Annotated in this window: 18 protein-coding genes; 6 read left to right on the forward strand and 12 right to left on the reverse strand. The window is 36.7% G+C overall.

Annotated elements, in window-relative coordinates:
* Positions 1-31: 31 nt before the first annotated feature.
* Together MKL32_RS02905 and MKL32_RS02910 are read right to left on the reverse strand one after the other, a co-directional pair.
* The gene (locus tag MKL32_RS02905; RefSeq protein WP_004956101.1) at positions 32-658 is read right to left on the reverse strand and encodes a MarC family protein; all 627 of its coding nucleotides are present in this window, start codon (positions 656-658) and stop codon (positions 32-34) included.
* A 385-nt stretch (positions 659-1043) separates the two neighbouring features.
* Complete coding sequence (locus tag MKL32_RS02910) at positions 1044-2459, reverse strand: aspartate ammonia-lyase (protein WP_125318072.1); 1416 nt, start codon at positions 2457-2459, stop codon at positions 1044-1046.
* Positions 2460-2594: 135 nt separating this feature from the next.
* On the opposite strand from MKL32_RS02910, the gene MKL32_RS02915 reads away from it, so the two are divergent.
* Complete coding sequence (locus tag MKL32_RS02915; protein ID WP_039048027.1) at positions 2595-3485, forward strand: LysR family transcriptional regulator; 891 nt, start codon at positions 2595-2597, stop codon at positions 3483-3485.
* Between the two features lie 121 nt (positions 3486-3606).
* On the opposite strand, the gene MKL32_RS02920 is transcribed toward MKL32_RS02915, so the two are convergent.
* Positions 3607-4905: a dicarboxylate/amino acid:cation symporter gene (locus tag MKL32_RS02920; protein WP_039048026.1), complete on the reverse strand. Its 1299-nt coding sequence runs from the start codon at positions 4903-4905 to the stop codon at positions 3607-3609.
* A gap of 656 nt (positions 4906-5561) precedes the next feature.
* Between MKL32_RS02920 and MKL32_RS02925 the strand changes: the two genes are divergently transcribed.
* Positions 5562-6836, forward strand: coding sequence for a tyrosine-type recombinase/integrase (locus MKL32_RS02925; RefSeq protein ID WP_151817066.1), 1275 nt, complete (start codon positions 5562-5564; stop codon positions 6834-6836).
* A 143-nt stretch (positions 6837-6979) separates the two neighbouring features.
* Here the strand turns inward: MKL32_RS02925 and MKL32_RS02930 are convergent, their stop codons facing one another.
* Positions 6980-8857, reverse strand: coding sequence for a potassium transporter Kup (locus MKL32_RS02930; protein ID WP_151817065.1), 1878 nt, complete (start codon positions 8855-8857; stop codon positions 6980-6982).
* A 388-nt stretch (positions 8858-9245) separates the two neighbouring features.
* On the opposite strand from MKL32_RS02930, the gene MKL32_RS02935 reads away from it, so the two are divergent.
* Positions 9246-10025 (forward strand): TorF family putative porin, encoded by a 780-nt coding sequence (locus MKL32_RS02935; protein ID WP_151831336.1) that lies wholly within the window; start codon positions 9246-9248, stop codon positions 10023-10025.
* A gap of 86 nt (positions 10026-10111) precedes the next feature.
* Here the strand turns inward: MKL32_RS02935 and MKL32_RS02940 are convergent, their stop codons facing one another.
* The 7 genes from MKL32_RS02940 to kdpA form a co-directional block, all read right to left on the reverse strand.
* Entirely contained in the window at positions 10112-10336 is a 225-nt protein-coding gene (locus MKL32_RS02940; protein ID WP_151816984.1) for a hypothetical protein, read from the reverse strand.
* A 9-nt stretch (positions 10337-10345) separates the two neighbouring features.
* Complete coding sequence (locus tag MKL32_RS02945; protein ID WP_151816983.1) at positions 10346-11749, reverse strand: glutamine synthetase family protein; 1404 nt, start codon at positions 11747-11749, stop codon at positions 10346-10348.
* Between the two features lie 111 nt (positions 11750-11860).
* The gene (locus MKL32_RS02950) at positions 11861-12562 is read right to left on the reverse strand and encodes a response regulator (protein ID WP_151816982.1); all 702 of its coding nucleotides are present in this window, start codon (positions 12560-12562) and stop codon (positions 11861-11863) included.
* Positions 12563-12573: 11 nt separating this feature from the next.
* Entirely contained in the window at positions 12574-15222 is a 2649-nt protein-coding gene (locus MKL32_RS02955) for a sensor histidine kinase (RefSeq protein WP_151816986.1), read from the reverse strand.
* A 37-nt stretch (positions 15223-15259) separates the two neighbouring features.
* Positions 15260-15886, reverse strand: coding sequence for a potassium-transporting ATPase subunit KdpC (kdpC, locus tag MKL32_RS02960; RefSeq protein ID WP_151816981.1), 627 nt, complete (start codon positions 15884-15886; stop codon positions 15260-15262).
* Positions 15887-15895: 9 nt separating this feature from the next.
* Entirely contained in the window at positions 15896-17908 is a 2013-nt protein-coding gene (kdpB, locus tag MKL32_RS02965; RefSeq protein ID WP_151816980.1) for a potassium-transporting ATPase subunit KdpB, read from the reverse strand.
* A 16-nt stretch (positions 17909-17924) separates the two neighbouring features.
* A complete protein-coding gene (kdpA, locus tag MKL32_RS02970; RefSeq protein ID WP_151816979.1) occupies positions 17925-19631 on the reverse strand; it encodes a potassium-transporting ATPase subunit KdpA in 1707 nt (568 codons plus the stop codon).
* Positions 19632-20149: 518 nt separating this feature from the next.
* Between kdpA and MKL32_RS02975 the strand changes: the two genes are divergently transcribed.
* Genes MKL32_RS02975 through MKL32_RS02985 form a run of 3 tightly spaced genes read left to right on the forward strand, consistent with a single transcriptional unit; the run spans position 20150 to position 22056 of the window.
* Positions 20150-20860 carry a hypothetical protein gene (locus MKL32_RS02975; RefSeq protein ID WP_228272814.1) on the forward strand — a complete coding sequence of 237 codons (711 nt, stop codon included), beginning with the start codon at positions 20150-20152 and terminating at the stop codon, positions 20858-20860.
* A 19-nt stretch (positions 20861-20879) separates the two neighbouring features.
* On the forward strand, positions 20880-21056 hold the full coding sequence (locus MKL32_RS02980; RefSeq protein ID WP_270900144.1) for a hypothetical protein: 177 nt from the start codon (positions 20880-20882) through the stop codon (positions 21054-21056).
* A gap of 31 nt (positions 21057-21087) precedes the next feature.
* The gene (locus MKL32_RS02985) at positions 21088-22056 is read left to right on the forward strand and encodes a CorA family divalent cation transporter (protein WP_228272813.1); all 969 of its coding nucleotides are present in this window, start codon (positions 21088-21090) and stop codon (positions 22054-22056) included.
* A 1090-nt stretch (positions 22057-23146) separates the two neighbouring features.
* Here MKL32_RS02985 and MKL32_RS16180 read toward each other — a convergent pair.
* The gene (locus MKL32_RS16180; protein ID WP_151831387.1) at positions 23147-23332 is read right to left on the reverse strand and encodes a LysR substrate-binding domain-containing protein; all 186 of its coding nucleotides are present in this window, start codon (positions 23330-23332) and stop codon (positions 23147-23149) included.
* Positions 23333-23338: the final 6 nt, after the last annotated feature.

Genomic DNA, 23338 nt, shown 5'->3' on the forward strand with positions numbered 1-23338 from the left:
GGTATTTATATTTTAAATACCATATATACTTCTATTTAATAATATTAGCACTTTCGATCAGCCCCATAATCCCATTGACTATCATATCAACAGCGATTGTGCCAATCAGCAGAGCCGACAAACGCCCTACAATGTCAAAATAACGATCAATATATTTTGCATGTTTATAGCGTAAATGATCGTGTGCAAATTTCATCAGAATCAAAATACTACACGTTAACATCAACGTAATCGCAATGACTGCAACTGCACCTGAAAATGGAACACTAATCCCTGTGACTACTGCAGCACTTATGGTTCCTGGTCCAATCATAAATGGCATAGCTATTGTTCCAGCTAGATGTTCAGGTGCACCTCTCATCTCACCAATTGTTTCTGCACCTTGGAAAACGTAACGATAACCGATGACTAAAAATATGAGACCACCGAAAATTTGAAATGATTCAAATCGAACATTCAAATAACGGCTAAAAATACTTTCACCACCCCAAGCAAATAAAATAAAGACAATAAATGCGATTAAACATCCTTGAATCAATGCTTTGCTAAAAACTTTAGCATCCGTATTACGGATCATACCAATCATATAAACACTCATAAGGAATGGATTCAGTAATGAAAAAAACAATGCAAATGCATGGATGTAGGGAGAAAACATAAAAAGTCTCTAAATCAGCTTCGGTTTTAGACTTGGATAAACTCAATAGATGGATCAAAATTTCAAATTGGAATGATTAAAAAGATCATCTATTTCCAAATATGGTTTGAACGTTTACACAAGGATTCAATGTCAACTTCAACGCTAAAATTTTGTAAACTACGAGCAAAACTATAAAAATTAATTAATTTTTTATATTTTACATAGCAAGAATCATTCTGCTTGGCTCCACATGTATAGGAGTAGTATTGAAAATGTAAAAATACGATTTTATTTCTTATTTTTTCAGAGAGGTTTAGAGCTATATAGTTTTGAAGATCAATAACCCAAGAAAGCTGTCACAAGCTTTCTTGGGTCGAACAAATTTACATCAAGTCTTTAAAAGTCAGACTGATTGCTTTGGATGTACCATATTTTTTACAGCTAAAATATCTGCCAAAACCTCATCAGAAATTAGATTTTCAGCTTTAATTAAACTCAGCACACTTTGGCCAGATTCATTTGCTTGTTTAGCAATACGTGTCGTGGTTTCATAACCTAAAAATGGATTTAATGCTGTAATAATACCAATCGAATTTTCAACTTGTGACTGACAAAGTTCCGCATTAGCACGAATCGTATCAATACATTTAAGTTGGAACATTTGCATTCCTTTTCCTAGCAAATCAATTGATTCAAATAGTTTGAATGCAATCAATGGTTCCATCGCATTAAGCTGCAACTGCCCTGCCTCAGCAGCTAAAGTGACAGCCAAATCATTTGCAATCACTTGGAAACAAATTAAATTCATTGCCTCTGGAATTACAGGATTCACTTTACCTGGCATGATTGAACTTCCAGGCTGACGTGGCTCAAGATAAATTTCACTTAAACCAGCACGTGGACCACTCGATAATAGACGCAAATCATTGGCGATTTTTGAAAGCTTCGTCGCTGTACGTTTTAGGAAACTCGACAATAAAACAAAATCACCCATATCTGATGTGGCTTCGATTAAATCAGGTGAACTGCTAATCTTACGACCCGTAATTTCTGACAAAGCTTCAATAGCATATTCACGATACTTCACTTCAGTATTGATCCCTGTACCTATTGCGGTACCACCTAGATTTACAACACTCAAAGCATCAGGCATGATCTGATTTAATTTATCTAAATCATTTTGTAATGTAGCAGCAAAAGCCCCAAATTCTTGCCCTAATGTCATCGGCACAGCATCTTGTAACTGAGTTCTACCCATTTTCAAAATATCCGAAAACTCTTCAGATTTTGCTCTAAAACTCGCAATTAGATGATTAAAAGGTACATTTAACTGTTCAATTGCCGCAATTAAACCTATTTTGATTGCAGTAGGATATACATCGTTGGTCGATTGAGACATATTCACATCATTGTTAGGATGTAAGTATTGATATTCACCCTTACTATGACCTAGATATTCCAATCCAATATTTGCCACAACCTCATTTATATTCATATTGGTTGAGGTTCCAGCACCTCCTTGGATCATATCCACCATAAATTGGTCATGATATTGGTTATTTAAAATCTGCTGGCATGCATATTGAATTGCTTTGTTCTTATTTTCATCAATTTTATTTAATTTAAGATTTGAATAAGCACACGCAGACTTAACCATTGCCAATGCTTTAATAAAGTTTGGGAACTGGCTTAATTTACTTTGGCTTAAATTAAAATTCTCGATTGCTCTTAAAGTTTGTACACCATAATAACAATTCAAAGGAATTTCTTTAAAACCCAATAAATCTTTTTCAGTCCGCGTATTAATTTTAATGTTCATTTGAATAAATCCTGTACGACTATATTTTTATGTTAAAAGACTGTGTGTTTTTTTTCTAATGTAAAAAAATATTACTACATGCATTTTTTGCATAATAGATTATAATAGTGTATGAGCATGCATTAAGGATAATTTATGACCTTGGAAATTCGATGGATTGAAGATTTACTTGCATTAGAACAGGAAAAATCAATCTCCCAAGCAGCAGAGATCAGGCATGTTACTCAGTCCGCCTTCTCACGTAGACTACAAAATATTGAAAATGCTTTGGGTTTCCCAATCCTCGATCGAGAAAGTAAAAATATTGATTTCACTGAAGCTGGACAAATTTTATTAGCTACTGCTAAAAACATTCACAACCAACTTTCAAGCACAATTACCTATTTAGAAAAAAATATTAAAAACAATGAACTAAATACCAAATTCGCTGTTTCTCATTCACTTATTACACAATTTTTCCCTCGTTTTATTCATGAGCTTTCCGAAGATCTGAGTGATTTAAAATTAGAAATTATTGCAGCAAACCTCAAACAAGGCATGCGCTTGCTCACAGATGGTTCTTGCGATTTCTTGATTTGTTATTGTGACCAGAAAACTTTAGCTCAAATAGATTTTTCACTTTTTCTTTTCCACAAAATCGTGAAAATGGAAATTTTGCCTGTCACCGCCCTTTATAATAACCAACCAAAATATTCATTTAATGAATTATTTCCGTTGTTATCATATAGCAAACAGGCTTATTTGAGAAAATGTGTCGATGATATTATAGAAAATCAACTAAACTATCGAATATTATATGAAACTGATAATGCAAGCGATTTAAAAGAACTCGTTTTACAAGGTTTAGGAATTGCTTGGCTACCAAAGCTTCTTGTTGAAAAAGAGATTGCAGAAAATAAACTTAAAATCGTTGAACCAATTAATTTTCACACATATCAAGACGTTTATATCATCAGAAGAAAAATCGTACTCTCCAAAAGAATAAACTATATTTGGGATTTTTTAACCTTACAAGAATTTAAATAATAATTATGAATTAAAATGATTGCTTAATACCGATGATCTAAAACCAGATTCAAAGATATTAAACAATCATTTTAGTTTATAAATTTACTTGTCATCCAATCGTTTTTGCTGGTATCAGAAGTTAGGTCTTATCTGCTAAACGACTCACTGGCACGATCGAATCAACAACCACTTCCTCAACCTCATCAACTTCCTCATTGCCTGCTTCAGTTCTAGCAATCACAGCTGTAGCAATACTGTTGCCTATGACATTTGTTGCAGTTCTGCCCATATCCAAAAATTGATCAACCGCAAGGATTAATAAAATTCCAGCCTCAGGCAATTTAAACATCACTAAAGTAGATGCAATCACAACAATTGAAGCCCTTGAAACACCGGCTATTCCTTTACTGGTGATCATTAACGTTAATAGAATTAAAACTTGTTGAGTAAAACTTAGATCAATATTGTAAGCTTGCGCAATAAAGAGTACTGCAAAAGACATATACATCATTGAACCATCTAGGTTAAATGAATAACCAAGTGGCAACACAAAACTGGTAATCCGTTTCGGTACACCAAACTTATTCAACGCTTCCATTGTCTTAGGATAAGCAGATTCACTACTTGCCGTAGCAAAAGCCAAAGTTGTCGGTTCACGTACAGCTTTAACCAATCTAAAAACATCTTTCTTCAAGAAAATATAACCAAAAGAAATCAGGATCATCCATAAGATCAACAGACCCACATAGAACTGCCCGATAAAAATACTATAGTCTAAGATTAGCTTCGGACCCTGAACTGTGATTGCAGATACAATTGCCGCAAAAACAGCGATTGGTGCAGCAGCCATCACGTAATCCGTGATACGAAACATCACACGACATAGCTCATCAATAATGCGCCCAATGACGGTAGCCCCAGATTGATGTTGGACATAAGCTAAAGCCGAACCAAAAAATATCGAAAAGACTAAAATCTGAAGAATTTCATTATTCGCCATTGCCTCAGCGAAACTACGCGGGAAAATATGTGTAATAAATGTTTGAAGACTTAAGCTTAATGCACTTACACCCACATCTACAGCTTCCTTTGGTATAACGAGATTCATTCCCACACCCGGTTGGAAATAATTCGCAAGTCCCATACCTAGCAATAGTGAAATAAATGAAGCGCCAATAAACCAACTCATGGCTTTGAATGTAATCGATCCTAAAGAGGATGATTTACCCATCGAAATTAATCCTGAAACAATCGTTGCAAAGACTAATAGAGCAATAATCATCTTGATCAATCGAAGAAAGACATCCGTGACAATCTTAAAATAAGATGCAATATCCGTTGCTTGTGCTGTACTTACTGAGCTATGACATGCCCAACCAACTAATATTCCCGATATCATTGCGATGAGAATATATTTGAGCAACCTTTTTTGGTTCATAATAATTATTCCTTCCCTATCCTTCTTTACACCAATGTGATCAATACACATCAAACCTTGGTGATAATCCATGTTGACTCAGTCAAAAGTTTTCAGCCATACAGCAGAACTTTCGACTCAACAATAAGCACAGGCAAGTGTTACTTTTTTCTTTTAAAAACGATAATGCAAAAATTAAATATTTCATGCAAAAAATGCATGATTTTTAAAACAGTACAAAACATAGATAATAGTTATGCAATCCTATCAGCAAAGATTTTTCTTGTTTTTTAGCATACAAAATTTATTTTTATTTTAGATAACAATTCTCTTAATTTATCAAACAATCAATTTAGTATGAAATTTGCTTGGGTGAATGCATTAACATCAGTATTCTTTTTCACAAAATCTGTCCACTTTAGATTCCATAAAAAATTTAAATAATAAATAGATGTTTAAAATTTTCTTATAGAAATAAAAAAGCCTCTGTATAAACAGAGGCTTTTTAAGTATTTGGCGGAAGCGGTGTCCGTCTAACAATAGTCCTAAGCAGTCCAAAGTGATATTATAAAAATATATAATTCAAATACTTAACCATTATACCATCCTAAGCCATCTTGTCTAATCCTACCATTTCCAGTATTTTATGAGGGGTAGGTTGTGGGGTAAATCAGGACATGCCAAAAAAATCTAAAGAACTATCTGCTCTCAGTGTAGCAAAAATCAAAGAGACTGGTCGCCATTCTGTAGGGGGTGTTGACGGCCTTTGCTTAAATGTCGAAGGTAATTCACGTGTCTGGATTTTGCGCGCTGTTGTGGGAAAACGCCTTGATAAGGATGGTAAGCAAAAACCGCATCGCCGTGATATCGGCATTGGCCCCTATCCTGAAGTTTCTTTAGCTGAAGCTCGTGCCAAAGCCACCGAACTAAGGTTACAAATACGAAATGGTATTGATCCTATTGCATACAAACAAGAACAGCTTGAAAAGCTTCATATTCAGCAACTACGGAACAAAACATTCCTTGAGTGTGCAAAAGTCGTTATTGCCAATAAAACCCGTGAACTCAAAAATGAAAAGCATATTGGTCAATGGTCATCAACACTAGAAACCTATATCTATCCAACGCTGGGTAATCTTAGTATTAGCAATATTACCAAAGTCGATATAGCTGCTGTACTAGAACCTATATGGATTGAAAAAAATGAAACGGCCAAACGTATTCGTGGTCGTATAGAGACCATTTTTGATTATGCCAAGGCTATGGGATATTTTGAGGGGGATAATCCTGCCGAATGGAAAGGTAATCTTGAACCTATATTAGGTAACTTAAAACAGGAATCACGCCCACATCCATCCTTGCCTTATGAACAGGTTGCTGAGTTCATACGTCATCTAAGACAGAAAAAAGGGATTTCACCGAAAGCGCTGGAATTTGCAATTTTAACAGCCTGTCGTTCAGGTGAGATTTTTGGGGCGAAATGGCAGGAAATTGATTTTAAGAATAAGGTCTGGATTATTCCCAAAGAACGTATGAAAGCAGATAAAGAGCATCGTGTACCTTTGTCTAAAGAAGCCATTACGTTGCTTGAGTCAATTCAAGATCATACTCAAACACAAGATTTCATCTTCCCTGCACCACGTACTGGTGAGATGTTATCAGATATGTCATTAACCACACTGATTAAACGGATGCATGAACAAAAGCTAAAAGAAAATGGCTTAGGCTATATTGATCCAAAACAGAATCGGGTGATTACTACACATGGATTTCGATCTACTTTCCGTGATTGGTCGGCAGACAAAACAGATTACCGTAGAGAAGTTTGTGAACATGTTCTCGCGCACAAACTTCCAGATAAGGTTGAAGCTTCTTATTTACGTGGAGATTATCTTGAAAAACGTAAAAGTTTAATGGCTGACTGGTCTAGATGTTGCTATATAAATATTTAATGTTGAGATTATTTACATAAAACTCTATATATCTCAAATAATTATTATTTATCTAAAAGCATTAGAAATAAACCACTCACAAAATAAATAAGTGAAGGTAAATAGCCTCCACTTAATAAGAAAAATCGTAGCATGTAATTTTATTAAATTTCGATCTGACTACCTAACTCCACTACACGATTGGTCGGGATCTGATAGAAATCACTGACTGGGCTGGTATTACGCTGCATTGAAATGAACAAGTGCTCACGCCAAGGTGCCATACCATCACCCACACTGTGTATAATACGCTCACGTGAGACAAAGAAGCTAATCTGCATTAAATCATATTCAAATTCTAATTGCTCATAAGCTTGAACCAATGCACGTGGTACATTCGGCTCATCCTTAAAACCGTAGAATATTTTAATGCGATAAAAATGTCCGTCTAAGCTTTCCACACTAATACGTTCCTCATGCGGTACAAAAGGTACATCTTCAACCACTACAGTCACTAAAATATTGCGTTCATGAAGAACTTTATTATGTTTAATATTATGCAACATCGCATGTGGAACTACATTTGGAGTACCTGTTAAAAATACTGCATCCCCTGATACATGATGCACATTATCACCAATACTTTTCACAAATAAATCAATCGATAGAGTGTCATGTTCAAGCTTTGAGAAAGTAAGCTCACGACCTCGTTTCCACGTCATTAGAATAACTATTGCAACACCACCTATTAACAATGGTACCCAACCACCAGAGAACATTTTTAAAGATGCAGCGGCAACTAAAACAGACTCTAGAATGAAGAATGGAATAATCAAAAGAAATACCTTTGGTAAGCTCCATTTCCATGCGTAGTAAACAAAGACTGCGACCAAAATCGTATCGCATAGCATTGTTAATGTCACAGCTAAACCATATGCACTAGCAAGATTTGAACTGGTCTGAAAGATTAAAATCAGAATCAAAATTGCAATTAACAATAACCAGTTCAGAAAAGGAATATAAATCTGCCCTTCTTCAGAATCTGAAGTATGTTTAATACTAAGCCGTGGTAAATAACCCAATTGAATCGCTTGCCGTGCTATCGAAAAAACCCCAGAAATCACAGCTTGAGATGCGATTACAGCAGCTACGGTTGCCAAAATAATCATTGGGTATAAAGCCCAACTAGGTACTAATAAATAGAATGGGTTTTCGATTGCTGCTGGATTACGCAGTAATAAGCCACCCTGACCTGCATAGTTAAGTACTAAACAAGGTAGTACGACACTAAACCATCCAAATCGAATTGGTCGAGCCCCAAAGTGACCCATATCCGCATATAACGCCTCTCCTCCTGTTACTGTTAAAACTACAGCCCCCATAATAAAGAAGGACTGTACAGGATGGGTGAAAATAAACTGTATAGCCCAATGTGGACTAATCATTCCCAATACAATTGGTGTCTGTATCACACTGGCAATCCCCAAAATACCTAGCGATAAGAACCAAACTAGGGTAATGGGGCCAAAGAATTTTCCTACAAAAGCTGTACCATGCTTCTGCATGAAAAACAATGTGATCACGATAACAATCGCTATCGGTATAATAAAGGGATCAAGTACATTTGTGGCAATGGATAAACCTTCCACCGCTGACAGTACGGAAATCGCGGGGGTAATGATGCCATCTCCAAAGAATAAAGAAGCACCAATAAAACCAATCGCGATGAGATAAATTTTTTTACTATCAGATATTTTCGCTTTACGCAGATTCAAAGCGAGTAACGCCATGATCCCGCCTTCGCCGTTGTTGTCTGCACGCATTACGATTGCAATGTATTTAATACTGATAATCAGCATTAAACACCAAAAAATAATTGATAAAATTCCTAATACATTTTCAGGTTGAATCCCTAAACCATGTGCAGCATGGAAAGATTCTTTTAATGCGTATAAAGGACTTGTTCCAATGTCTCCAAACACCACCCCTAATGCCGCCAATGCTGTAGCGGGCAATGCTGCTTTTTTTGCAGTACTTTGCATATATTGTCTTCAAAAGATAGAATGCCATATAGTGCAATATATCACTCCCCAAAAAAAAATTTCAGCAAATCTATTCAACTACAACTTGATCATCGTTTAAGTAATCCAAGCAAATGAATATTGATACAGCATGCGCAATGCCCTACAGTGTATCTAGATAAAATCAAAAATGGACTCTTCAATACTTTTTAATTTATGCCATGAAAAATATGAACGACTACTCAATATGTCGTGTTTATACATTTAAATACCTTTAATTATTAAAAAATAAAAACCTTGTTATAGTTTATGCTTTATTAACGCAAATTTTACGATAATTTTATTATAAATAGACATATGAAAATTTAATATACATCACTCAAATTTCTATTATTTCATAGAGGATATTATGAGAAATTCTCATAAATTATTAGTTTTGCTCTCAGCTCTACCATCTAGTTATACATTAGCATCAGAAAACTCTGAAAATTTAAACTTTAAATTATCTGGGAATGCTTCTCTCGCAAGTGAATATCGCTGGCGTGGTCAAACCCAAACAAAAAATGATACTGCTTTTCAAGGAAACTTTCTCTTAAACCACTCATCTGGATTCTATATTTCAGCATTTGCATCAAATGTAGATTTTGGTGATGAAGCACATCTAGAGCTAGACCCATTTATAGGTTATAGCACCTCATTTAATATAGGTAAAAAACAACCAACATTAGATGTAGGCATGCTTAGATACAATTATGTTGGCAAGAGTGATTTAAATTATAACGAGTACTATATCAAAGTCGTTCTTACAAATTTATTAAGCGAAAATGACAATTTCACCCCTAGTATAAGCTACACAAACAAATATGGTGGTGAAGCAATGAGCAAAAATATCGGTGAGGATATAAATAATTGGTACTTTAACATTTTATACACGATCCCTTTTGCTCAATCTAATTTTGGAGCAATTGCAAACTTAGGTTACTCAAAATCCAATAAAGAAATTTATGGCGGAAAATCAGAAAATAATTTTTATGATTGGAAAATTGGAACAACTTACAACTATAAACCAATGAATTTAAGTGCAGAGTTAGCCATTATTGGTACAAATATAGATACTAGTGGTTTTACAGAAACCAATAAAAAAGGTGTTAAAAATGCTGCTGTTTTTACTTTAACAAAATATTTTTAGAGTGCACTAAATATAATTTCAGATAATTAAAAAATTTGTTAGAAACCTATTTGCACATAAATACAAGTAGGCTTCTAACCTTTAAATTAGTTTTTTTGATTAGATTTCAACAAGCTTTCAATTTCACTTCGATCAAAACCTCTCTCTTTCAAAATTGCAGAAATTAATTTCTGCATCTTTTTTGAAGCTGTTGAATACTTCTGTGCTAGTTTTTCTGTATCAATCATTTGTAAATCGTACTTCGCAAACAGATCTTTTGTGAGTTCCTGATTTTCAATCATATCCTTAGAAGAACTTAGACTATAGTACATCGTAAACTCCTAGATATCCCAATTTTGTTCAATCGCTGTAATTTGATTATAAATATTCTGATATTCAGCATGTTTAACAGTACACCATAAATCAATAAAATCTTTTCCAAGATATTCTTTTATAATATTATTTTCCTTAAAAAGTGCTAAAGCTTCTAACTGATTTGTCGTTAAAAAAATATGTTCTTCTTTACGTTTTAACTGATTAGCTTGCTTAGGAACTTCCAAGTTTTGAGTTAAACCATGTAATGTCCCCACTAGAATCATTGCGACCGTTAAGTAAGGGTTACAATCAGCTCCAGCAACACGATACTCTAAGCGTTGGTTAGCAGTATCTGAACATGGTATCCGAATCGCAACATTACGATTATTGACGCCCCAATTTGCTTCTAAAGGAACATAGTTGCCAATTCTAAATCGTCTAAATGAATTTACATTGGGTGCAATGACTGCCATTGAAGAAGGTAACAATAGAACAAGTCCACTAATTACTTTCAACAACTGGGGTGATAATAAATCTTTTATTTCTGTGCTAAAAACATTCTGTTTATTCTGATCTAAAATACTCATATGAAAATGCATACCACTACCAGCTTTATGCATATCAGGTTTTGCTAAGAAACTTGCACTCAAACCATGCTTTAATGCGACCTGTTTTATTGTTCGTTTCAATAACATCACTTGATCACATAATTTCAGCACATCATTACTATGCTGTATATTAATTTCATATTGCCCAGAAGATGACTCAGCAACCATCCCTGTAATATTAATACCTTGTAAGATTGCTATACGTTCAACTTCGTCAAGGACATCTTGATAGCCACTTGGTGTATTGATATCAAAACACTGGCTATTAGTCGCAATCTCACTCTCTGAACCATTATTATTGAAAAGGTAAAATTCCAGTTCAGCAGCCATACAAGGGTAATAATTTTTCTCATGTAATTTGCTCAATATACCCTTTAATAGATTTCTAGGTTCAAATTGACAATCACACTCATTATCTTTCATTGTTAGAAACAATTGTGCATTATGTTCAGGGTCTATTGGACAAGGTTTTAAACTGCCTAGTATCGGCTTACATAAGAAATCTGGCTCTCCAATAAACTTACCTAAACCCGTTTCTTCTATTACTTTACCATCCAGACTCATTGCATAAACAGATAATGGGAAATAACAACCATCAGATAATTTATTTAAACAACTTATGTCTATACGCTTTCCTCGTATATGACCATTTATATCATGCAAACAGATATCAATATGTTTCGTGTTTGGATAGGAGCAAAGATAATTCTTCACCTCTTCTAAAAACAAAGTACTTTCTACATTATTTAAAGATTGAGTATTAAACGGCATTTCAATTTTAATACTTTTCTCTTTATTTTTTAACATGAGTGCAGTACTCATAATTTTAAACCTTACTAACTTTGGTATAAATACGATAAATTAGGGCAACCTTAATGTAACGTAAAAAGATCGTAAATTTTATAAAGTATTTAAAAAGAAAAGTTTAAAATGTCATGACGTACAAAACCGCAACCCTATACCTGCTATAGTTGCAATATATTTTGGCGTAACAGCAGAATCCCCTATTTTCGCTCTCAGTTTTTTCACCAAGATGCGTAGATAATGAGTATCTTCTTCATGGGTACTTCCCCACAATTCTGTCAAAATTTGCTTTTGTGTAACCACTTTACCTTGATGGCTTATTAATAACGCTAAAAGCTGGAATTCTTTTTTACTTAAAGCAATTTCTTGCCCAGCCAATTTTACGACATGCTCTATCACATCAACAAATAATGTTCCATCATCAAAAATTTCGGCTTGTTCTGTCTGTTGCGGCTTAGTCCGAAACATCACCCTAACTCGTGCAGATAATTCCTGAATACTAAAGGGTTTGGTCACATAGTCATTAGCACCGGCATCGAGCAATTTAATTTTTTGATTTTCATCAGGACGTGCTGATAACACAATCACAGGAATATCTGACCATTGTCTCAACTCAGTTAAAACTTCCAGCCCATCCATATCAGGTAAACCTAAATCTAAGATCAATAAGCCAATACGCTGTGTCACCAAAATTTCTAAGCCTTTTAAGCCATTTTCAGCAACATGCACCTGATAACCTTGTGCACGTAAGGCGATGTCCAAAAATCTCCGAATTTGCGGTTCATCGTCAATAATAAGAATTGATACTTGATGGTTTAATGTTTGTGGCATAAACGATGATTTTAATCCTGATGAAGTGGTAATCGTATCTTAATTAAAGTACCTTGACCATGTGTCCCAGCCAAAGCCTCTATACTCCCCATGTGTGCCCCGATAATGGCTTTGACAATCGCCAGTCCTAAACCTGTCCCCGTTTTACCTCGATCACCGCGTTGCATGGTATAGAACATATCAAAAATTTGTTCACGTTCATCTTCAGGAATGCCGATCCCTTGATCGATAATGTCAATTTGCAGAAATTGTTCCTCTTGCTGAATCTTTATTTCAATCGGAACATTCTCTGGTGAGAACTTGGCGGCATTTTCTAAGACATTAAAAATGGCTTGTTCAATCAAGGCAGGATGCACATAAAGCTGTGGCAAATCATCCGCTAAAGTCACATCGATTTTGACATTCGGCTGGTAACGTTTAAGCCGTTGCGTTGCAGAGCCAATCAGCTCATCCATACCAATCCAGTCTCGAGCTAAAGTTAATCCTTGATGTCCTAAGCGAGTCATATCGAGTAGGTTTTGAATATAACGATCCAGTCGTTCACCTTCAATATGAATAGTATCTAATAATTCATGACGATCTGCTTCAGGCATCTGTTCGCCATAATATTTGAGTGTATCAGCTGAACCAATCATTGCTGCAAGTGGTGAACGTAAATCATGCGATACAGATGAAAGTAAGGCTGAACGCAGCTTTTCCGTTTCAGCCACCACACGAGAGTTTTCTAACTGTAAAGATAACTGTACACGTGAAACAGTTTGGGCAATGTCATCAATCATCAACTCAACAAGGCGTTGTTGTTCAAAACCAATACTTTCAGGATTTTGATTAAATCGAATGGCAATGACACCATACCCCCCCACTAGATTCAGTGGATTAAACCACCATTCAGATTGGGTTAAGGTATTAGTAAAACGCCCACATGATTGCACATTTTTCTGAGTCCAATTTGCAGCGATCTGATCTTTTTCATTAAATAAAGTGGCATCGCCTAATTCATATGTTCCAATTCTAAGCCAAACGGCTGCATTTAAAGCACTTTCCAAATGTTGCTTTGCGACTGTCATCGCCTGTTCAATATTCACACATGTCGATAGCTTTCGCTCTAATTCTTGTAACTGTAACGACACTGAATTTGCAGCACGTAGGCTAAGCACCTGAGCACGTAATTGATTGGCTAAACGCCCGACCAATAAAGCTGAAACGATAAATGTGATAATGGTAATCACCCCTCGTTCAGCACTAATCATAAATGTAAATCGTGGTTCGATAAAAAAATAGTTATAGAGCAAAAAACAAATAAAAACGCTCATAATCGTAATGAGCATTCGTGCCCGCATTGCGACCAGCAACACAGTCACAATGAAAATTAAGGCTAAATCACTATAACCAATAAATCGATCACTGATTGCCGCCACCATAAGGCCGAGCAGGACAATCACAATGCTTTCAATTACTTCTCGTTGATTGAATGCTACCCCATGTTCTAACCAAGAATGATGAGAGAGATTGATAATTGCTTTATGATCGCTATGTTTTGACGGTAATGGCTGAACAAAAGTAATTTCAAAAGGATGCTGTTTCTCTAACAGTTGATCAGCAATGTGATCTGAAAACAAACGTTGCCAGAGTGACTTTTTAGGGCTCTTGCCCAATAAAATATTAGATGCACCATAATCATAAGCAGCCTGTAAAATGGTCGATGCAATATGATTGCTATGCAATAAATAAGTATCTGCACCCAGTTTACGAGCCAAATTAAAAGCTTTGGTCACAGCAAGGGTCTGTGCATTTTCACTCTTACTTTTTTGAATTGAGATGACACTCCATGTTGCATTGCGCCTTTCTGCAATCCGATGTGCTCGTCGCACTAAGTCTTCAGAAAATTCCGAACCATCAATCGCTAACATCACATGATTTTGAATCGGGATGATCTGCCCTTGTGCAGCAGACTTCTCTCGATAATCCAGTTCAACTTGCCCTGCAACAGTTTGAATGGCTAAATCACGCAAGGCGGTTAAATGTGCAGGTTTAAAAAATCCCTGTAAGGCTTGAGGTGCAACATCAGCAAAATAAATCTTGCCATGATTCATTCGCTCTAACAGCTCAGGTACAGGCAGATCGACCAAACGAATATCTTTCAAACGTTTTAGTAAAGCATCAGGAACTGTTTCACTAACTCGAATCCCTGTAATTTGATAAACCACATCATTTAAACTTTCTAAATGCTGGATATTTAAAGTGCTATAGACATTAATACCTGCATCCAACAATTCATTGACATCCTGCCAACGAAATTCATGCCGACTGTTCGGCACATTTCGATGTGCCAACTCATCAACCAAAACAATTTCAGGTTTTAATTTAAGGATTTGATCGAGATCCATCTCCTCCAAAGTCCGTCCTTGATAGTCCACAACTTTTCTTGGAATAACATTCAGTCCCTGAATTAAACGCTCAGTATCAGCTCGACCGTGAGTTTCCACCACGCCCACCACCACATGCTGCCCTTGCTTCATCAGCTCATGCGCTCGGGTGAGCATGGCATAGGTTTTACCTACGCCAGGTGCTGCACCCAAGAAAATGGTCAAACGTCCAGATTGTTCGCGCTGACTATGTGCCAACCACGCATCTGCTTTGTTATTACGGTCAATCTGCATCATGATGCCCCTATCCCTGAAATTGGCATGATAAATGTTAATGCGTAGATAATTGATCTAATGCTAAATTAAGTTGCAAAACATTCACTCTCGCTTGCCCATAGATGCCGAACTGTGTAGGCTGAATATGCTGTTGTACGACCTGACGAACTTGTTGCTCCGTTAAATGACGTTGCTGCGCCAAACGCTTCACCTGTAATAAAGCACTTTCAGGTGAAATATCTGGATCAATCCCACTGCCTGATGCAGTCATCATATCGTTCGGTACTTGCTGTACAGTGATATGATTGCTTTGAGCAAATTGTACCGCTCTTTCCTTAATTTGTTTTTGCAAATCAGGATTAGAAACTGCCAAATTACTGCCTGCCATGCCATCAACACTGTAACTGACTGCACTTGGACGAGCATGAAAATACTTTTCACTGACAAAATTCTGCCCCACTAAACTTGAACCGATCACCTTACCATTCAGTTCAATCACACTGCCATTTGCCTGCTTTGGAAACATAAGCTGAGCAAATGAAACACTTGCCATGGAGTACAGTGCCCCTGAGATTAAGAATCCAACCACAACCAAACCAATACTCGGACGTAAAACAGATGAAGAGATATGCAAGGTTTGGGTATTCTCATTCAACTGTTCATGATTCAATAAAGTATTCATAGCTCGCTCCTAAATCCACAATGACACAATAAGGTCAATTAACTTGATCGCAATAAACGGAAACACCACGCCACCTACACCGTAAATCAGCATATTACGACGTAACAATTGCAAAGCACTGGCAGGTTTAAACTGCACCCCTTTCAATGCCAATGGAATCAGCATCGGAATAATCAGTGCATTAAAGATCAATGCTGAAATCACTGCACTACTTGGACTACTGAGTTGCAGAATATTCAACACCCCAAGTTGTGGAATTGCGACTGCAAACAAGGCAGGTAAAATCACAAAGTATTTAGAAACGTCATTGGCTAAAGAGAATGTCGTTAATGCGCCACGAGTAATCAATTGCTGTTTACCAATTTCCACTACATCCAGCAATTTAGTCGGATCTGAATCCAAATCCACCATATTGCCAGCCTCTTTAGCTGCTTGTGTACCTGAGTTCATGGCTAAGCCAATATCTGCCTGCGCCAAGGCAGGTGCATCATTGGTACCATCACCAACCATTGCCACTAATTTACCCGCAGCTTGCTCTTTACGAATACACGCCAATTTGTCTTCAGGTCGCGCTTCCGCAATATAATCATCCACGCCTGCTTCGGCTGCAATTGCTGCCGCAGTCAATGGATTGTCTCCTGTGACCATAACGGTTTTGATGCCCATCTCACGTAACAGCGCAAAACGTTCTTTAATCCCAGACTTAATCACATCCGAAAGTTCAATCACACCTAAAATACTGTGATTCGAAGCCACTACCAAAGGGGTTGCACCTTTAGAAGCGACTTGTTCTACACGAGTTTTTAGCTCAACGTTATCCTTGATCTCTTGGTTGGTAAATTTAAGAATGGCATCCACTGCGCCTTTACGAATCTTTTGCCCAGTGGCTAAATCCACACCAGATAAACGTGTTGATGCACTAAACTGAATAAATTCAGCATTTTGAGGTTCACAAATACTCTCGCCCATTTCTTTGCCTAAACTCACCACTGATTTACCTTCAGGGGTTGGGTCAGCAAAAGAAGTTAACATTGCAGCTTGACGTAACTCACTTGGGCTGACACCTGCCAATGGATAAAATGCAGTGGCTTGACGGTCGCCATAGGTAATCGTGCCAGTTTTATCCAACAGCAACACATCAATATCACCCGCAACCTCAACTGCTTTACCTGATTTGGCTAAGACATTGGCTTTTAAAGCACGGTTCATCCCAGCAATCCCAATCGCTGGCAGCAAACCGCCAATCGTGGTTGGAATCAAGCAGACTAATAATGCGATGAGCAATACGATACTGATTTTGATCCCGACCATTGAACCAATAACAGGTAAGGTTACAACCACAGCAATAAAGGTAATGGTCATGATATTGAGCAAGATACTCAGTGCAATTTCGTTCGGCGTTTTTTGACGGTTTGCACCTTCGACTAATGCGATCATACGATCTAAGAAACTATGACCTGCTTCACTGCTGACACGAATAATAATTTCATCAGTTAAGACTTTGGTTCCACCAATCACACCTGAACGGTCAGTATTGGCCTCTCGTAATACAGGCGCAGACTCACCTGTAACGGCTGATTCATTAATCGTGGCAAAGCCTTGAATAATCTCGCCATCCGCAGGCACAATTTCACCTGCTTTAACGATGATTAAATCGTCTTTCTTGAGTAGATTTGCCGAAATCATGGTTGGTACAGCGTTGAGATCGACAATCCGATTTGCGGTTAAATTCTCACGCGCCTGACGTAAAGATGCAGCTTGTCCACGCCCTTTAGCTTCTGCAACCGCTTCAGCGTAATTAGCAAATAAAACCGTGACCAATAGAATCAAGCTCAATAACAGCCCAAAACCTAAACTGGTACTGCCCATCAAAGTTGCCGCAATGGTTAAGACTGTGCCTACCCACACACATGCCATGACTGGATTTTTAAAAGCATACTGTGGCAATAATTTATGGAAAGTTTGCTGAATAATTTCTTTATTCAAAATATCCATTTGTTGTGTCGCATTTGAATGTTTCATTGTTGTCGCTCCACGCTTAAACTTTCACAGATAGCACAGATAAATAATCGGCAATTGGTCCAATGACCAACACTGGCATGAATTGCAATAAGGTCAAAATCAACACGATCCCAATCAAGGTCAACGCAAAGGTTGGGGACTCGATATGTAAAGAGCCTTTAGTTTCCGCTGCTTGTGGTTTGGTTGCCAAACTCACTGCGATTAAAACTGGAATGATGAGGACGCTATAACGACCTGCCAATAAGGCCACACTAGCACTGAGATTCCACCATACCGTGTTATCACCTAAGCCCTCGAAACCCGAACCATTATTAGCAAAAGCAGAGACATATTCATAAAACACTTGGCTAATGCCGTGGAACGCTGGATTTGAATTGCCTGTAATTGATGGAAATGCAATGGCAATCGCTGTCAAACCAAGAATCACCACAGGTTGCAGCAGAATGACCAAAGCCAATAACTTAATTTCAGCCACTTCAACTTTTCGACCAAACAATTCAGGGGTACGCCCCGTCATTAAGCCTGCAATAAATACTGCCAAGAACAGGTAAATAAAGAACTGTAATAGACCACAGCCAATCCCGCCCCAAATGGCATTGATCAACATATTGCATAGTTCAACCAATCCCGTCAGTGGAGAAGCCGAGTCATGCATCATATTGACTGAGCCGTTATTCACTTGTGTAGTTAGACTTCCCCAAAGTGCAGAGGCATCTGTACCAAAACGAACTTCTTTTCCTTCAAGTAACGCTGTATTTGGCATTAATGAAGATTTTTCAGTCCATATCGTAAGTAAAGTCGAAGCCAATGACATCAGAAACATTGTCCCGAAAATCATCCACATCAATTTTTTGCGTTGGATAAAACGTCCAATCATAAATACAACAGATAGAGGAATCAGTAAGATCGCAATCATTTCAAGCACATTGGACAATGGTGTTGGATTTTCTAATGGCACACTACTATTTGGACCATACCAACCACCGCCATTACTGCCGAGTTGTTTAATCGCCACCATCGGTGCAACTGGACCCAATGGAATATGTTGAGTTTTAACTTCCGTGCTTTGATCCAAGACTTGTGCTGTTGGACCCGCCGAGAGTGTTGCAGGGACACCTTGAAATGTAAGCAGTAAAGAAAAAATAAAACTTAATGGAATAAAAAATCTAAATAATGGTCGGATAATATCCATCCAATAATTACCTAGATTAATCGTATTCCAGTCTTTCTTATCTGCACCTTCTTCTCTGCCTGATTGCAGGAATAAAGCCCTTAACATCGCAGCAAGCAATGCCAGCCCAATAATTGGCGACAAATATTGCAATCCCACAATGGCTGTCATTTGTGCAAAATAAGACAGTTGTGCTTGCCCTGAATAATGCTGCTGATTGGTATTGGTTAAGAAAGAAATCGCTGTGTGTACAGCCAAGTCCCATTTCATATTGGGAATATGATCAGGATTCAATGGTAGCCATGCTTGTGTCATCAAAATTGTGACACTTGCCCCAAGCAATAAAATATTGCTCAGAACAAAAGCACCCAAATATTGTCGCCAGTTCATCCCACTGCGCTTGACACCGAGCACAGCATAAATCGGTTGCTCAATCCATTTAAACAAAGCGTCGCTTTTCATCGGCTTTGCTTGCATCACATCCGCAAGATAACGACCAAGCGGATAAGCCAACAGCAATGAAAAGAAAAATACAGAGATAAATTCCCACATAGCAAATGCCATTTAAAAATAGGTCAGCATTAGTATGGAAATTAACTGCGTAAATTATCTATATCCAAAATGGTAAACAGCGTAAATTCTGCGTAAATTTTCAGAAAAGAGCCGTTATTTCTTTTATATTTATCCAGAGCTCAAACTCATATCCAGCCACTTTTTTCGATTTAAAACTAAATTCAAAACCAATCTAAGCAACTATTAAATATAAATTTATTATAAAAAATAGTATTTAAAATACGATCATCATGTCATTAATTTTTAACTTGCTATTCATTTTGAATCATTTTAGAATCCGCACAACAAATTATTCAGGAGCTTCATTGTGAGTACATGCTCGAGGGACTGTAGTAGTCGATCGGTAATAGTCTAAGTATCCACAGAAGCTTTTAAGCCTCTCCTTGTGGATACAAGGAGAGGCTTTTTCTTTTTCCTCTCTCTATTTCTATTAGCAACCATGTTTTCTACATGTTTAGTTGCCAGTACTTGCATGCGCTCCATAACTTATGGGAGTAGTGCCTATGAAATTATATACTTTAAAAAAATGCACACTTATTACCAACATTCTCTTAGCTACTATTCCCATCACTAGTTATGCAGGACGCCCTATGGTCGTAGATGATGCAGCTCTAGTTTCATCTAGAAGCTGCCAACTAGAAACTTGGATGCAAAGAAATCAACATAATAAAGAATTTTGGGCAGTCCCTGCTTGTAATATTGGTGGCAATTTTGAATTAGCAGTCGGCATAGGTCACCTAAATTCTGATTCAGATCATAATAGCTTTGCCTCTTTACAAGGTAAAACACTCATAAAACCTTTAGAAACCAATGATTGGGGAATTGGCTTTTCATTTGGAACACAGATAAATACAAAGACAACCTCTCATCAAGATTTTTTTATCAATTTACCCATGAGTCTCTCAATTTTGGATGATCGCTTCATTTTTCATACCAATTTCGGATGGATACATGAAAATCACTCTCAAAAAAATTCAACGACTTGGGGTATCGGTACAGAAGCATCAATTTCTAGTCCATTTTCATTGACTGCTGAAATTTATGGAAATGATCGTAATGATTCATTTTTCCAAACAGGTTTTAGATACATGCTTTATAAAGATTCTATTCAACTAGATGCAAGCTATGGAAATCAATTTTCACATTTGAAAGACTCCTCTTTCTTTTCTATAGGTTTTGTTTTTCTCACCACCCCTTTTCTACCTTAATTAACGGAGAGCACACGTCATGAAAAAAAATCGTAAAAAACCAGTATTCCTTAACAGTATGGAAAATGAAATCATTTTTGCAGTATCCGCTCTCTATGCAATTATTGTGACGATTATGATCATTGTTCACTACATTCAACCTACAGAACAAGAAACTCGTTCGTCTTCTACCTCTGTTTCTCATACTAGCAAATAGTTTTATCAAGCTCATTACTACAGGAGCAATCATGATCACTAGTTACGTAAAATCGGGAAATACTCTTGCTATGTTACAAGGGCTACCGCTGGATATTGATCAAAATCTTGTCTGGGTTCAAGTCTATCTGCCTACAGCAGAAGAGCTAGAATTGTTGAATGATATTTTTTCCATTGACCTTATCAACAGTAATACTGGGGAGGTCGAGATTGATGATTATCATTATATAAGATCTGAACTATTGACTCTAAGTACCGAATGCCAACCTACCTTTGGAAAAATTTTATTCATATTAGGTGAAAAGGTTTTAATCACAATTAATTCAACAGAAAACTTTAGACCTTTTGAAAATGCTCTACGTCGTTTAAATAGAAAAGCTACTTACCATGAAACATCTCGATCTACTTTGCGTGTTCTACTGCAAATAGCAAATGATAATACAGATAATGTAATTGACTGTATTGCTGAAGGTTTAAAGGAAACATCTGATGAGATTTTTCAAATTTCTGAAGGTCGAGGTGAAGATGGAAAAGAATTAGGGGTACAAGACCTTTTAGAAACAATTATAAATTTGAATAAAAGAGAAGAATTGATCTCCCGATGTTTAGAATCACAACTATCTTTAATGCGTGTAGTACGATATTTAAATGGTGAAGTGGATAATATCACTGAAGTCGAACTTCAAATTCTAGTTTCTGAGCTAGCTGGTGACGTAGCTGAAGTTAAAGAATATGCTTCTTTTGAATATGAGAAAGTAAGATATCTTCAAAATGCCGTAACAAACATCATGAATATCAAGCAAAACCAAATTGTCAAAGTCTTCACAATTATTACGGCCGTGTTTTTACCGCCAACTTTAGTTGGTACTTTTTATGGCATGAACTTCGCTGTTATGCCTGAATTGTCTTGGGAGCACGGTTTTTTATATTCAATGATACTCACCTTAGCAGCAGCAATTCTTCCGTTAGCCTATATCAAGCATAAAGGTTGGTTGCGTTAAAATTCTTTGGGTTATCTACTTAGAATCAAAAAGAAATATAGCTCCTAAAGGGGACTAAAGAATTAGCCTCCTTTAGTCAACATTGTAAAGTCAATTCAAAGCCTGAACCAACTGCTGTAAACCTTTGGAAATGTGTTCTTGCTGTTTCGAGTACGCCACCTAGTGTATTTAAGTATTGTTAAATGCGAGAAGAAATGAATTGCTGGTTGTTTTAAGTATGTCTGATGCAGCTTCGATTTGTCATAGTCCGCATCATCATTTGCTAATGATCTACAAGGGAAATTCCCATTATAACTTTGATTAACTTATTAAAATTTGGAAGTACAATGCAGCATAAATACAAACAACCTGTCATAGACAGGGGCTCTTAAAGAATAAATTCAATCAAGATATTCCACATATGGCGTATTATACTAATAATAGGAAAGCTTAAAGAAACAAACACAATTCATGAAAAGAAATTCAGTATTCTTATACTATTTAGAACTTACAGCACCCTTTTATTATTTTTATATTGTTCCAGTTGCAATCGCACTGATCATTGTTAGTTTTGATTTTTCATTTTATGGCTTATTTCCAACAACAATTACCTCCACACTTTCGAGTCAACATAAGTTTCTAAACGACTTTTTTGCACTATGTAATTTCTTTGTGATTGGGCTAGTCATTATTAATTATTTTAGTTATCCGCTTAGTACTACACATGTAAGAAAAATACGCCAGCATTATGCAACACTGAACAAAAACCAGCGGTCTATTAATGGTTGGCTTGGCATTGTCTTTTCCTGCTTTATTTTAGGTTTCATTAACCTGACATGGTTTTTAATTGATGATGAAACTCTTCCACCATACAAAGAATGGCGTAAGGGAGATACCCTCACCTACTTGCGAAGTTTCGCACATCCTTATATTTCTGCTTTTGCCATTAGCTTTCAATATGTTATCATTGTACTCTTAGTATTAATGTTTACGAACATACTGAATAATCGGAAATACAGATCAAACTAAACTACCACCTAACCGATCATTCTTGATCATCTATTAATCTTAAAGAAATCTAAGAGTATTGAATTAAGCTAATAAACCCCACTTAGTTAAAATCAGATTTCACCCATTTATATTGCCGAACAAATTCCATAAAAGCCTTGAAGGTTGGTGGTAATTGTCGTTTGCTTGGATAGTACAGATATAAGCCTGAGTCATGAGGACACCAATCTTGCAAAACGCGTTGTAATTTTCCCTCTCTTAGTGGTTCCTCAATCAAAGCTTCAAACACATAGGC

It is taken from the genome of Acinetobacter sp. AOR34_HL, assembly GCF_027854795.1.
In the GTDB taxonomy this organism is placed as follows: Bacteria; Pseudomonadota; Gammaproteobacteria; order Pseudomonadales; family Moraxellaceae; genus Acinetobacter; species Acinetobacter junii.